This window comes from Candidatus Paceibacterota bacterium (assembly GCA_028697015.1).
Classification (GTDB): domain Bacteria; phylum Patescibacteriota; class Minisyncoccia; order Minisyncoccales; family GWA2-38-27; genus JAQVFW01.
The window spans coordinates 1-13,315 of sequence record JAQVFW010000003.1 but is presented as its reverse complement, the minus strand read 5'-3'; the positions used below and the strand labels follow the sequence as shown (position 1 = coordinate 13,315).

At 37.1% G+C, this 13,315-nt stretch carries 12 protein-coding genes and 2 rRNA genes; 2 read left to right on the top strand and 12 right to left on the bottom strand.

The window, feature by feature from the left end:
* Positions 1-3: 3 nt before the first annotated feature.
* The 12 genes from mrdA to PHH50_01515 all read right to left on the bottom strand — a co-directional run bounded on the left by mrdA (position 4) and on the right by PHH50_01515 (position 12,364).
* The gene (gene mrdA / locus PHH50_01570; protein MDD3728991.1) at positions 4-1,983 is read right to left on the bottom strand and encodes a penicillin-binding protein 2; all 1,980 of its coding nucleotides are present in this window, start codon (positions 1,981-1,983) and stop codon (positions 4-6) included.
* Positions 1,984-2,240: 257 nt separating this feature from the next.
* Complete coding sequence (gene mreC, locus PHH50_01565; protein MDD3728990.1) at positions 2,241-3,020, bottom strand: rod shape-determining protein MreC; 780 nt, start codon at positions 3,018-3,020, stop codon at positions 2,241-2,243.
* 89 nt (positions 3,021-3,109) lie between these two features.
* Positions 3,110-3,218, bottom strand: a 5S ribosomal RNA gene (rrf, locus tag PHH50_01560).
* 60 nt (positions 3,219-3,278) lie between these two features.
* Positions 3,279-6,243, bottom strand: a 23S ribosomal RNA gene (locus PHH50_01555).
* A 292-nt stretch (positions 6,244-6,535) separates the two neighbouring features.
* Positions 6,536-6,889, bottom strand: coding sequence for a hypothetical protein (locus PHH50_01550; GenBank protein ID MDD3728989.1), 354 nt, complete (start codon positions 6,887-6,889; stop codon positions 6,536-6,538).
* Positions 6,890-7,025: 136 nt separating this feature from the next.
* Positions 7,026-7,706, bottom strand: a complete 681-nt coding sequence (locus tag PHH50_01545) for a hypothetical protein (protein ID MDD3728988.1) — start codon at positions 7,704-7,706, stop codon at positions 7,026-7,028.
* Positions 7,707-7,806: 100 nt separating this feature from the next.
* Positions 7,807-9,558, bottom strand: coding sequence for an ABC transporter ATP-binding protein (locus tag PHH50_01540; GenBank protein MDD3728987.1), 1,752 nt, complete (start codon positions 9,556-9,558; stop codon positions 7,807-7,809).
* A complete protein-coding gene (locus tag PHH50_01535; GenBank protein ID MDD3728986.1) occupies positions 9,558-10,025 on the bottom strand; it encodes a chorismate mutase in 468 nt (155 codons plus the stop codon). Before PHH50_01535 ends, PHH50_01540 begins: the two co-directional genes overlap by 1 nt.
* Positions 10,026-10,199: 174 nt before the next feature.
* Positions 10,200-10,745, bottom strand: coding sequence for a histidine phosphatase family protein (locus PHH50_01530; GenBank protein MDD3728985.1), 546 nt, complete (start codon positions 10,743-10,745; stop codon positions 10,200-10,202).
* Between the two features lie 2 nt (positions 10,746-10,747).
* Complete coding sequence (locus tag PHH50_01525) at positions 10,748-11,542, bottom strand: TIGR02391 family protein (protein MDD3728984.1); 795 nt, start codon at positions 11,540-11,542, stop codon at positions 10,748-10,750.
* A 4-nt stretch (positions 11,543-11,546) separates the two neighbouring features.
* Positions 11,547-12,164, bottom strand: a complete 618-nt coding sequence (locus PHH50_01520; GenBank protein MDD3728983.1) for an HNH endonuclease signature motif containing protein — start codon at positions 12,162-12,164, stop codon at positions 11,547-11,549.
* Entirely contained in the window at positions 12,161-12,364 is a 204-nt protein-coding gene (locus PHH50_01515) for a helix-turn-helix transcriptional regulator (protein ID MDD3728982.1), read from the bottom strand. The genes PHH50_01520 and PHH50_01515 overlap by 4 nt, the downstream gene beginning before the upstream one ends.
* A gap of 68 nt (positions 12,365-12,432) precedes the next feature.
* On the opposite strand from PHH50_01515, the gene PHH50_01510 reads away from it, so the two are divergent.
* Positions 12,433-12,942 carry a hypothetical protein gene (locus PHH50_01510; GenBank protein ID MDD3728981.1) on the top strand — a complete coding sequence of 170 codons (510 nt, stop codon included), beginning with the start codon at positions 12,433-12,435 and terminating at the stop codon, positions 12,940-12,942.
* 15 nt (positions 12,943-12,957) lie between these two features.
* Positions 12,958-13,251: a recombinase family protein gene (locus tag PHH50_01505; GenBank protein MDD3728980.1), complete on the top strand. Its 294-nt coding sequence runs from the start codon at positions 12,958-12,960 to the stop codon at positions 13,249-13,251.
* The last annotated feature ends 64 nt before the right edge of the window (positions 13,252-13,315 follow it).

Genomic DNA, 13,315 nt, shown 5'->3' with positions numbered 1-13,315 from the left:
CTTTTAATCGTTATTTTTTTGTATCCTATTGTTAAAATACCATTCTAAAACATCTCTTGCAACAGGTATCGTTGATAATTGAATTCCTTCGACATCTTCAACTAGTATGAGAAGGGATATTTGGGGATCTTCATAGGGACCGAAAACGGAAATCCAATTATGGAAATATCCTTCTCTTGAGGTTTGGGCCGTCCCTGTTTTAGCGGCTGTTTTCTCCGGGAGAAGATTTAAAGATCTTGCCGTGGCATAGGGACTGTTCTCTCCGGTTACCGTTGCCCTCATCCCTTCTTTTATTACTTTAATGTTTTTTGGATCTATAAAATTTTCTCTTATTATTACAGGATTAATTTCTTGTTCTTGTCCGCTACTGTTGATTATTTTTTTTACAATCCTTGGAGAATGAAGAGTTCCTCCATTTGCTATTGCTGCGTAAGACATGGCAACTTGAAGAGGAGTAATAAAAATATTTCCCTGGCCGATTGAAAGGTTGTAAGTGTCTCCGTCAAACCATGACTCCTTTTTTATTTCACTTTTCCATTCAGGAGAAGGGATAAGCCCGCTTTGTTCGCCTGGAATATCAATGCCCGTTTTATTTCCCCATCCGAATAATTGAAGATATTTTTTGATATTAGTCGGTCCAAGCCCTTTTTGGTCTTGATATCCTCCTCCTATGGCGTAAAAATAGACGTTTACCGAAGCGGCAATGGCTTTTCGCATATTGGTTAATCCGTGAACGTAAATATCCTTGAAAGTATAGACAATAGAGGGATCATATCTGTGGGGAATTTCTATCTTCCCTCCGGCATATATTTCTTTTTCAGGGGTTATTATTCCTTCTTCAAGAGCTCCAGCGGCGATAAAGGGCTTTATTACCGACCCTGTTGGGTATTGCCCTGCAACGGCTCTGTTAAAAAGAGGATTAAGAGGATTTTTAAGAAGTTCGTTTATTTCTTCCTTTTTCTCTTCTGGAGAATTAAAAATATTATTATCATAAGAAGGAATATTAACCATGGCAAGTATTCCTCCTGTTTTTGGGTTTATGGCTATTCCTACGGCTTTTTTGCTTCCCAATCTTTGAAGATTTTCAGAGAGAGAATTTTCTAAAACTTGTTGGAGTTCCAAATCTAGCCAAAGCATTAAGCTATTCCCCGGCTCTGGTAAAGAAACAATTTCTTTTGAGATTTGATTTCCCAGGGCATCTCTTTCTATTTTAACAATGCCGGAATTTCTTCTTAAAATATCTTCATATTCTTTTTCAATCCCTGCTTTTCCGATATAATCAAGAAAGCTGTAATTAGGAAAAGATTCAAGCTCATCTTTGCTTATTTTCCCCGTGTATCCGATGATGTGGGAAAGAGTTTCTCCATATTCATATTTGCGAATGAAAGTTTCTTCTATTTCAAATCCAATAAACTCGTCTATTTTTGATTTTAGGATAATAAGAGGATTATGCTCTAAATTTCTTATTAAAATAATTTGATTTCCTTTGTTGTTCAAAAAATCCTCTCTTATTTTTTCTCTCAGAAAATCATACTGTTGGCCGGTTATCTTTGATATTTCACTTAATGTTTTTTCTTGGTTTTCTTCTTTTTGATCAAGAAAACTTCTTTTAATTATTAAATTAAAACTTGGATTATTGAATACAAGCTGGTTATAAAATTGGTCGTATATTATGCCTCTTGCTGCTTTTACTGAAAAAACGGCAAACTTATTCTCATAGGCAAAAGCGGAGAATTTTTCATTGTTTAAAATTTGATAATAAAAAGTTAGCGCTAATAAGAATAATATGGAAAAAAACATTGAAAAACGCAAAAAACTGGAAATTCTAAAAGACAAAGGAGTTTCAAACTTCTTTTCCGATATTCCTATCTCTTCTTCTTTTTTTTGAGCAAGTTTGTCTAAAAAAATCTCTTGAGGTTCTATATCTTCTTTAATAAGGAATTTTTTTATTCTAAATTTTTTGGGTGTAAGGAATAGAAACATTTTTTTTAATAACAAATTTTATTAGCAAAGACATTAATATTAAAACAAGGGTGTAATATCCGAAGAAATGAGATGAAAAAATATCTAAAAAGAATCCTCCGAAAAATGATGTCCATATTCCAAAATATTTTTTTGGGCTTTCATAAATATTAATAATTAGTACGATAATTCCAATTATATTAAAGTAGTAAAAAATAGGGAGAAAACTTGTTTGGATTAAACTCAAGAAATACAAAAGGAAAATAAAGAGGACTTTTTTAAAAATCATATATGGGCTTGTCGATAATAAATAAATTCTCGTTTCTTTCCAGTTTAAAGAAGGGAGATATGTTTCCGAAAAAATAGAAATCAGTGTCGCTTTTTTCTATTGTTTCAATCTTTCCCACTAAAAGTCCTTTTGGAAAAATTCCTCCTGTTCCGCTAGTTAGAACGATTTCTCCTGTTTCAGGTTTTTTGGAAGGAGGAATCAGGTCAATTCCAAGTTTTAAATTTCCCAGTCCTTTTGAAATTGCAAAAATATCTTCATTTACAATTATATCAAAGGAAAAATCTTTTTTTGAAGCAAGATAAACTTCTGAAAAATAATCATATGTCTCTCCTATTTTTCCAACCAGCGCTTTTTCTGCCGTAACAACCGGCATCCCAGTTGAAACTCCGTCAAGTTTTCCTTTATCGATAATAAGTATGTCGTCTGATATTTTTTTGGCAACAATACTTGATAAAAGCAAGTTATACTCTTTTTCCATTTCAAGAGAAAGAGCAGTTCTTAATTGCCTATTTTCCGCTTCATAAAGTTTGGCGCTTTCTATTTTTTGCAAAAGAAAAGCATTTTCACTTCTAAGATTTTCCAATTCTTTCTTTTTTTCAACAAAACCGTAAAAATCTTTACTTATTGCCCAAATGGATTTTTGAAAATTAGAAGAAAGAAGATAAAAATATTCTTTTGTTTTCGCTTCAAAAAAGAAAAAAAGAAGAAAAACCAAAACTATTGCCGATATTACAATAATAGTTTTTCTATTTTTTCTTCTCTTGACCATATAGCATAATAACTTAAATAAAGGGAAAAATAAAGGGTAAAAAAAATACGGGTTTTTAATTCCGTTTTTTAAAATAGTTTACGGTCATTATAGGGGGACTACCTACTCTTGCCCATAAGGACTACCATCGGCCTTGGTGTATTTCACTTCCGTGTTCGGAATGGGAACGGGTGGAGCAACACCAGTATAGTCCCCTTATGATAACAATAAACAATTTTTAAATTACAACCACAAATTATTAGCCAACCAAATTTAAGCAAAGATTAATGATGATTTATTAGTACTGCTTGGCTGAGGGCATTTCTGCCTTTACACCTGCAGCCTATCAACCTCGTCATCTTCGAGGAATCTATGAGTCCTAATCTTGGGGTGGGTTTCGTGCTTATATGCTTTCAGCGCTTATCCCGCCCAACATAGCTACCCAGCGATGCTTTTGGCAAAACAACTGGTACACCAGAGGTTAGTTCAATCCGGTCCTCTCGTACTAGGATCAAATCCCCTCAAGACTCTGCGCCTGCGGTAGATAGGGACCAACCTGTCTCACGACGGTCTGAACCCAGCTCACGTAACGCTTTAATTGGCGAACAGCCAAACCCTTGGGAGCTGCTTCACCCCCAGGATGCGTTGAGCCGACATCGAGGTGCCGAACAGGGCCGTTGATATGGACTCGCGGGCCCTACTAGCCTGTTATCCCCGGGGTAACTTTTGGCTGCTGATCTTCGGATTTTCTACCAAAATCCGTCGGTTCACTAAGTTCTGCTTTCGCAACAGCTCGACTTATCCGTCTCGCTGTAAAGCCGGCTTATGGCTTTGTCCTAACGCTCCGATTTCCATCCGGAGCTAGCCGACCTTGTAAACGCCTCCATTACTCTTTAGGAGGCAAGTGCCCCACTTAAACTGACCGTTAAACACTGTTTTCCGTTATAAACGAAGTTAGAATTGAGATTTAAAAAGGGTGGTGTTTCATTGGCGACTCCTCCTTATCCGAAAATAAAGATTCATAGTCTACCACCTACGCTACGCATCTTAAACCAAAATTCAATGTCTAACTACAGTAAAGCTCCCGGGGTCTTCCCGTCTAGCCGCAGGTAACCGGCATCTTTACCGGTATTGCATTTTCACCGAGCTACTCCTGGAGACAGTCCCCTAGTCGTTAAGCCTTTCATGCGGGCCGGAACTTACCCGGCAAGGGATTACGCTACCTTTGGACGATTATAGTTATCGCCGACGTTCACTGGCGCTTCAATCAGTCAGCATCCTGCAAAACAGGATACCGCCAATCTTAACGTTCCAGCACTGGTCAGGCCTCAGCCCCTATACATCCTCTTACGAGTTAGCAGGGACCTGTGTTTTTGATAAACAGTCGCTAGGGGGTCTTTTGCTGCGGCCGTTCTAAATGAACGGCAAGGCATATTGCGAACTTACGCCTGCTTTTTTGCCGAGTTCCTTCAGGAGATTTCACTCGTTCACCTTGGCACACTAACGCCAACCTACCTGTGTTGGTTTTCGGTACGGATAAGACCTAATGTAGCATCTAAAAAGCTTTTCTAGGAAGCTTGCTCATTTGGGTTTATGGAATCGAAACTCCACATTCTGCCAATCCTTGTCTCCTTAGATTAGCAACGGAAATCCAATAATCCGTCCAAACTACTAAACTCCGTCACATTTTAGAATATTAGGCCATAGGGCCGGAATATTAACCGGCTGTCCATCGAGTACGCCTTTCGGCTTTCCCTTAGGTCCGCCTAACCCTTGGATGATTGTCATTGCCAAGGAAACCTTAGGTTTTCGGTGTGCAGGACTCTCACCTGCATTGCGGTTACTCGTGCCAACATTCTCACTCCTTAACGCTCCACCAAACTTTACAATTTGGCTTCAATGTATTAAGGACGCTCCCCTACCCCTCATAAAATATAAATATTTTACAAAGCCTTATCTTCGGCATCAAGCTTTAGCCCCGTAAATTTTTGGCGCAAAATTCCTTAATTAGTAAGCTATTACGCACTTTTTAAAGGATAGCTGCTTCTAAGCTAACCTCCTAACTATCTCTGGAATCTTACTTCCTTGAAAGCACTTAGCTTGATTTTGGGGCCTTAGATTAAGGTCCGGGCTGTTTCCCTTTCGACCATGGAGCTTAGCCCCCACAGTCTGACTATCGATATTGCAAAATTGGTATTCGGAGTTTGATTGGAAAGACTGAGCAAAGCCCAAGTAATTCCATTCAGTGCTCTACCTCCAACTTCTAATTATCGACGCTAGCCCTAAAGCTATTTCGGGGAGAACCAGCTATTCCCAGACTCGATTAGCTTTTCACTCCTTACCACAGCTCATCCCAAGGTATTGCACGACCTACGGGTTCGGACCTCCCCCCAGATTTCTCTGGAGTTCATCCTGGCCATGGCAAGCTCGTCTGGCTTCGGGTCTACTATATACAACAAAACGCGCTATTAACACTCGCTTTCGCTACGCTTTCGTCCCGTAAGGACTTAAGCAAGCTGCATACAGTAAGTCGTTGGCTCATTCTTCAATAGGCACGCCATCACCAGGCAGTAAATTTTAGATTTCTCATTTTAGAGAATAACAAATAAAAGACCAATCCAAAATTTACCGCCCGGCTCTGACTCCTTGTGAGCATAATGGTTTCAGGTTCTATTTCAACGGGATCACCTCCCTGCTTTTCACCTTTCCCTCACGGTACTAGTTCACTATCGGTGATATCGTAGTATTTAGCCTTGGCTGTATAGTTCAGCCAGCTTCCCACAAGGTTTTCATTCCTCGAGGTACTTAAGAATAGATACTGGGAGCATGAAATCGTTTTCGTCTACGGGGCTTTCACCCTCTCTGGCAGTTCTTTCCAGAAACTTTTGACTAACGAAATTCCATTATTTTACTCCGTTCAAAGCTTACGCTCCAAAACGTATCTACCTTTCAACCCCTTTTTTGTAAACAAAAAAGGTTTAGGCTCCTCCCTTTTCGCTCGCCGCTACTTAGGGAATAATATTTTATTTTCTTTTCCTCCGCTTACTGAGATGTTTCACTTCAGCGGGTATCACTTTGCGTAAAATACGCAATAATGCGGATTAAGCCGCACTGGGTTTCCCCATTCGGAAATCTCCGGATCAAAGGCTGCTAAACGCCTCCCCGAAGCTTATCGCAGTCACGCCACGTCCTTCATCGTCTCGATATCCCTAGGCATCCACCATTTGCTCTTAAAAATTAATTAACTTAATAGGTTGGCTAATAATTAACGGTTGTAATTATTTATTCAATTGTCAAAGTCCAATCCTTAATTACTAAAAAAACCGCTCTAGAGGCGGCTTTAATTTCCAAAAAATAAAGCTGTGGGCTAGCCGCTCCTATATTGGTTTTTATAGTTTTTCCTTTTTCTTATCATTCCGCCTCAATCTTAACAAATTAAAAAAAGAGTGTCAAGGTTCAAATATTGTTTTTAAAATAGAGAAAATAAAAGCCCCGAAAATGCAATTTCTGGGGCAAAAACAAAGAGAAAAAAAGATTTATTTTTCTTTAGAAAAATTTTCAATTGCAATATTCATGTCTTTTTTTCTGTTTTCAAAAAGAACTTCTACTTCTTCAATTTCTAATTTTCTTTCGCGTATCTTTGAAAGAAGATCGTCTATTTTTTTCATGGCTTCATAAACTTTTGCGGACTTTTCTGGCAAATTTTCAGAATAGTCAGGGAGATTTAAAAGAGCTGGATTATTGGCAATATCGTTGCAATATTCAATTACTTCTTTTTTCAAGATTTCTATTCTTTTTTCTTTGCCAAAATCTTGAAGCTGAATAATCAAAAACCAAAAAAAAGCAATACTAACGGCAACGGCAACAGCGTTATTCTTTTTTTCGGACATGACATTCCCCTTTCGTTAAATAAGACAAAAAAGAGCTTTTCTTTTTTATAGCACGTATATTTTTAATTTCAATCTTTTAATAATAAAAAAACCGGCCCTTTGTAGGGCCAGTTTTTAAAATTCAGATGCGTTTCCTTTATTTCTTTTCCAGTTTTTTCTTAATGTCTGAAAGAAATTCTGCTGCAATATCTTTTCCGCCGATTCCGAAAGCAATACCTCCGGCAACGGTAATAAGGGCAACAACTCCTGTGAATAATATGAGGATTAATTCAGGAGCAATTTTTAATTGATAAAGAATAGTCAAAACGGCGAAAATCCAAATTGACCACCTTACCAAAGTGCCCAAAAGATTGCCATATCCGGACCATACTCTTTCAACTGAGGCCTTTGTAATTTTTTCCAAAAAATCGGCAATAATTATCGCAACAACGAACATTATTGCAGCAACTAAAACGTTGGGCAGGTAATTTAAAACACTGACAATAAAGTCAGCGAATTGCCTGAGACCTAATATTTCAATTGCAGCAAGAAGGAAAACGATTACAAGAACCCATTTGAATATTGATCCGATAAATCCTGCAACGTCTATTTTAAGCTCGGCCTTCTCTATTGCCTCTTTCCATGATTCCTTTTCAAAAACAGAATTAAGGCCTAATTTTCTTAAAATTTCAGCTACAAGCTTTCCAAGCCCTGCGGCTATAATCCAACCAATGAGAAAAACTAATAAGCTGCCGGTAAGTTTTGGAATAAAGACAAGAAATCCTTGCCATAATCCCAAGATAGCTGCAGCTGTAGGTTCGTACCAATCTATAAGCATATTTTTTTTGTTTATTTTTTTTGAGAATTTCGACCTTTTTAAAAGCCAATTTTATTATAACATTAAAAAAAATAAATAAAAGAGAAACTGTGGAAAACTTTTATAATCTTAATTTAATCCTTTTCTTTGTAAACTGAAGCTGATAAAGATTATAGTACATTCCCTTTCTTTTTATAAGTTCATCGTGAGTTCCTTCTTCAACTATTTCTCCTTTCTCTATAACCAGAATTTTATCCGCTTTTCTTACCGTGCTAAGGCGATGGGCAATTATAAAAGTTGTTTTGTTCTTTATTAGGTTTTCCAATGCTTCCTGAATTAGTTTTTCGGACTTTACATCCAAAGAAGAGGTTGCTTCGTCTAAAATAAGAATTTTTGGGTTTCGAATTATAGCCCTTGCAATTGCGAGGCGCTGCTTTTGTCCTGTAGAAAGCTTTATTCCTCTTTCCCCCACAATTGTATTATATTTTCTAGGGAGGGTCTCAATAAAGTGTGATATATTAGCCGCTCTTGCCGCTCTTAAAAGCTCTTCTTTTGTTGCTTCCGGATTTCCGTAAAGAATATTGTTTTTTATGCTGTCGTTAAACAGTACAATATCTTGAGGAACATATGCTATTATTTTTCTAAGAAAATTAAGGTTAAGATGCTTTGTATCAATGCCGTCTATTAGAATTTTTCCTTTTTTGGGAACAAAATATAAAGAGAGAAGATCAACCATTGTTGTCTTTCCTTCCCCGCTTCCTCCAACAAGAGCGACTTTCTGTCCTGGCAAAGTTGAAAAACTTATATTCTTGAGAACATTTTTTCTTTCGCTATAAGAAAAGAAAACATTTTTATATTCCACCTTTCCTTTCAGTTCTTTAATTAATTTTCCTTTTTTGTTGTATTTTTCAGGCGTTATTTTAAAGAACTCTCTTGCTCTTTTTATTCTTGCGAGGGATTTTTGTAAAGACAGCCATTGCCAAAGTAGAAACTTAAGAGGCATTCTTATTAAATTTAAATAACCCAAAAACATCACTAAAGTACCTTGTGATATATCCCCTTTTCCGGTTAAAAAAACGGCATAGGCAAAAATTCCCATAAAGCCGAGGGAGAAAAAAAGTTCTTGTAAAAATTCAGTATTTTCCCAGCTCAAAACCACTTTTTTATATGAAGGATTTATTTCTTCTTCATATATTTTTTTTATTTTTTCTTTTTGAAAATATTCCGCTCCTGACGACTTAATCGTTTGGATATTAATAAAAGAATCATTTAATATGCCGGCTGCAACATCAATCTTCTTATTAAAAGATTTTTGATTTTCTATAAGAAGAGGAGTTCTTAAAATGGAAATCGTTCCGGAAAGAATAAAAATTAAAAGAGCGCCCAAAGAAAGCTGCCAGTTAATGAAAAAAAGAATAGCAAGCCCTATTATGACCGTTAAAAAACGGGGAATTATCCAAAAAATAGTATCTCCCATTATAAATTGAAGAGCGTCTCCTGCTCTGGTAATTCTGGAAACAATATCTCCTGTGTTTTTTTCTTTATGGAACGAAAGTGGCAGATAAATAAGAGAGGAAAATATTTTAAAAACAAAATCTCCCATTGCTTCTACGGATAGATAAGATCCTCTTAGGGATACTATTCTTTTTGATAATTCTGACAGTATGCTCGTTAAAGCCCATATTCCTACCAGAAAAAGGATTAAGAAAAAAGGAGAATCGAGCAAAACCATATCTACCATTTTTCCGTAAATATATGGAACAAGCCCCTCAAAAACAGCAAAAAAAACAGCAAGGAGAGCTAAGAAAAAAACTCTCTTTTTATAATTTTTAAGATAATCCCAAATTATTTCTAAATCCTTTAAAAATTCCATTATAATTTTCCAAATATTTTTTTATGATTTTTTTTAATTTCTTTAAAAATATTATTAAAAAATCTTTCTATAAAAAAAGAATCAAGGCCTTTTTTATTTCCCCATTTTTTTCTTATTAAGAGCATTTCTTTCTCTCTTTTTTTATCTTCCCGATTCATTTCATTTTTTCTCTTATACTCCCCTATTCTTTTCCCAATTTTAAACCGCAGAGATAAAATATTAATTAATTCCCTGTCGCATTTATCAATTTCTTTTCTTAAGTTTATAAGTTCTTTATCCATTTTAGATTTATTTTCTTTCAGATAAGCGTACCATATTTTTGAAAAAAAATAAATTACGGAAAAATTAGTGAAATTGATTTTTAATTCAATTTTAAAAATTCCCGCTATAAAAAGAGAAGAATAAATATTTAAAACAAGGCAATAAGTTAACTTTGGTGGTGTTTGTTGGAAAAAGTCAGAACCCATTTTGAACAAAATCCTGACTGATTGCCGCGCTTCGCGCGGCAGAACAAAAACTGAACGCTCGGGCGCGCAAAAAGGAAGGGGGTTGGGGGGAAGGAATTTTTGCCCGCCCTCGCTTTCGCCTCTTCTTTTTTCGCCGCCGCAATTTTTCGTGCCAACGAAGTTGGCGCACCGCCTTTATTTTATATCATAATCCCAGCCCGGTTTCCACGATTTTGTTTTTCGCCAATCTTCGGCAAAAGCTTGTTCCCAAGTTTTGTTTTTCAATAAAACATCTAAAGCAAGTTGTGGCGCTTTGTGTGCGACTATCGCGACTGATTTTCCGTCATAATTTTTCTTTAAAAATTCAAGAAAATCAGCTATTCTCATTTTTACATCTTCATAACTTTCACCTTCAGGAAATTTTTCAATAATGTGGTTTTCTTGCATTGGCTCCACGATTGCCGAAGACTGGGCGTTGTATTTTCCGTAGTTGCACTCTCGCAATCTTTTGTCAGGGATAATTTGCACAACTCCCTCAAAAGTCAGTTTTGCTGAATTAACAGCTCGTTTTAAATCAGAACAAAACACAACATCAAACTTTTTGTCTTTGATTTTATCTTTTAATTCGATTGATTGTTTAACGCCCAAATCGGAAAGTTCAACATCAAACCAACCGGATGAAATTTCTTTTTCATTATCTGTTGTCGTTCCGTGGACAAAATAGGTAATTGTTATAGACATAATTATTTTGTGCTTTTGTCCACCAGCTTGGCGAGTAAGCTAACATAAGCGATAAATTCCAACGCCATTTCTGGGTCGTCTTTAATAATTTTATGGGCGCGCGGATTTCTCAAACCAGCAACAGCGCCTGACAACATCATCATAAATCCTTTTTGCTCATCAATATCTGAAGTGTCCGCTAACTGATTAAATTTTAGAATAGGATTTTTCGGACTAAATACCGCCTCCATAAGTGCGCTTCCGTCCTTATCCTCTACACCGCTTCGCATTCGCACCAAAGCGTTGAGTGCCTTGGTTGCGTCCTCAACGGCGTTTGCATAATGGCCGTCTCTGTATAAATTGCCAACAGCGCGCTCAATTTCTGGGTGTAATTCAAGACCTTCGTATGCTTTTAGTGTTTTTCCCGCAGAAGTCAATCCAGCGTCTCCCAATTCTTCAAGAAATCCTTTCTTAATTGTTTCTAAATGTGCCTTAGCTGTGGAAATGCCACGGTGAAGACCCTCCCGAACCTCGTGAATTGGAGTTTGATGCATCATATTTATTGATGCTGTGTCTAATCGTGTAACTTGCCAATGATAGCGTTCATATTCAACAGTTCCAGCGCCAAAAATTGAAACAAGTAACGCGTCCAAAGATTTTTCAAGCGCATCAATTCTTGCATCGCTTCTGTCGTTTACGGAATCAACATCAAAACCTTCAAGATCGGCTATTCTCCTTTCGATTTTAGGGATAGCCGCTTCCATTTGTTGATAAGATAGGTTTGCTTCTATAAGTTGTGGCTGTTTTGTCTTTGCCATAATTTTAATGATTATTGTTCCTGACTTTTCTTTCCTGAATACTTTTTAGTAAATAGGGCGCGGCTTCTTCGTAGGTTTTACCGGATTTAATACTATTACAAACTAAACAGCTTGTTTTTAGATTTTCTTTTGTATGTCCTTCTCCCTTGCATTGAGGTGTGAGATGATCGAGAGTTGCATTTTCTGGCGTTACTTTTTCTCCGCAATAATGACAAATATATTTATCTCTCTTGAAAATTTCTTTTCGTTTTTCTGGGTCAGTAAAATAATCTTCTTCGGTAGCATCAGCGACAATAGACAATTTCTCTTTTACAGATGGGATTTCCTCTGGAAGAAAAACTGAATATAATGTCCCTTCTCGCGTCGTGTCGCCAATTTTAATACATGATTTTTCTTCTAGACCATTTACTAATTTTGTAACATGGGCGTAATTCGTTTTTTCTCCCCTAGAAGCACCTAGATTGTCAGCAATAGTTCGTTTTCCAATTCTTATTTCTCTTGAGCCGTTTTTAATAAACGAATTACGCAAAAGAAAAATATAAAGTCCTGCCTCATATGGTGTCAAAATAGGCAATAAATAATCTGTAAATTGCTCGATGATTTTTTGTAAATCTTCTTTCATAGTAAATCTTCTATCGAAACACCCAACGCTTTGGCGATTTTCGCCATAGTTTGAACGCTCGGCTTATTAACTGTTCCGCTCTCTACCTTCATAAGCGTGGTGTATTTAATATCCGCCTTCTTGGCCAAATCGTCTTGAGTTAATCCAAGTTTAGCCCGCAATTTCTTGATATTTTCACTTATTGTTTTTCCACTTGTCATATAAATAAAGTTTTGGTAGTATTATAGTATATTAGGTTATTATCTGTATATTTATACTACCAAATAAAATGATGCTTAGCAAGCAAAATCAGGGGAGAAAAATTATTGTGTGCGCACGGGCGGGTGGGGCAAACACAATTCCTTTTCTGGCGGCGCATTTCGCAAAGCGAAATACGAAAAATTGCGGCGGCGAAAAAGCGAGGGCGGGGCGGGAATTCCTTTCCCCCCAACCCCCTTTCCTTCCCGCCCCGCCCGAGCGTCCGGCGAGCGAAGCGAGCCGATCATTCGGGATTTTGTTCAAAATGAGTTCTGACTTTTTCCAACAAACACCACCAAAGTTGATTAGTTGCCTCGCTCGGCGCTTCGCGCCTCGCTTCGGCGGGCATTTCCGCAAGGAAATGCCAAGGGTTTTTGAAATCAATCGCCAATTTTCCCGCCGCAAGGCGGCGGTTCACAAATCTAAAAATTTGTATTGCGGCTTTGCCGCAATGAGCCGATGGTTTTCTTCCGCCTTTGGCGGAACGCAAAACAAAATTTTACAAATTGTCGGTGTAAAGCGTTGCCTTTTTCAAAATTAAAAACTTCTAAAAATTATGACTAAATATTTTATCTACTGCCGAAAATCAAGCGAGGACGAAGAAAGACAGGTTTTGTCCATTGAGGCCCAGCTAGCGGAATTGCGAGAGTTTGCCAAACAAAACAATCTTTTTGTTGTCAAAGAATTTTACGAAAGCAAGACCGCCAAAGAACCGGGCCGAGAAGTTTTTAATTTTATGCTTTCGGAAATTGAAAAAGGCAACGCTTCGGGAATTTTAGCGTGGAATCCCTTTATGTTAACACATAATTATCCACAGCCATTTAGTTTCAAAATTTTTAATAAATCTTGAAACAAAAAAACGCCTTTGAATATTTTAAAAAGCCAAATTATCTAAGGTTTTCAGGCTTTTATCC

Coding starts and splice junctions, on each gene's coding strand:
- mrdA (MDD3728991.1), bottom strand. CDS start 1,983: ATGTTTCTATTCCTTACACCCAAAAAATTTAGAATAAAAAAATTCCTT.
- mreC (MDD3728990.1), bottom strand. CDS start 3,020: ATGGTCAAGAGAAGAAAAAATAGAAAAACTATTATTGTAATATCGGCA.
- PHH50_01550 (MDD3728989.1), bottom strand. CDS start 6,889: ATGTCCGAAAAAAAGAATAACGCTGTTGCCGTTGCCGTTAGTATTGCT.
- PHH50_01545 (MDD3728988.1), bottom strand. CDS start 7,706: ATGCTTATAGATTGGTACGAACCTACAGCTGCAGCTATCTTGGGATTA.
- PHH50_01540 (MDD3728987.1), bottom strand. CDS start 9,558: ATGGAATTTTTAAAGGATTTAGAAATAATTTGGGATTATCTTAAAAAT.
- PHH50_01535 (MDD3728986.1), bottom strand. CDS start 10,025: ATGGGTTCTGACTTTTTCCAACAAACACCACCAAAGTTAACTTATTGC.
- PHH50_01530 (MDD3728985.1), bottom strand. CDS start 10,745: ATGTCTATAACAATTACCTATTTTGTCCACGGAACGACAACAGATAAT.
- PHH50_01525 (MDD3728984.1), bottom strand. CDS start 11,542: ATGGCAAAGACAAAACAGCCACAACTTATAGAAGCAAACCTATCTTAT.
- PHH50_01520 (MDD3728983.1), bottom strand. CDS start 12,164: ATGAAAGAAGATTTACAAAAAATCATCGAGCAATTTACAGATTATTTA.
- PHH50_01515 (MDD3728982.1), bottom strand. CDS start 12,364: ATGACAAGTGGAAAAACAATAAGTGAAAATATCAAGAAATTGCGGGCT.
- PHH50_01510 (MDD3728981.1), top strand. CDS start 12,433: ATGATGCTTAGCAAGCAAAATCAGGGGAGAAAAATTATTGTGTGCGCA.
- PHH50_01505 (MDD3728980.1), top strand. CDS start 12,958: ATGACTAAATATTTTATCTACTGCCGAAAATCAAGCGAGGACGAAGAA.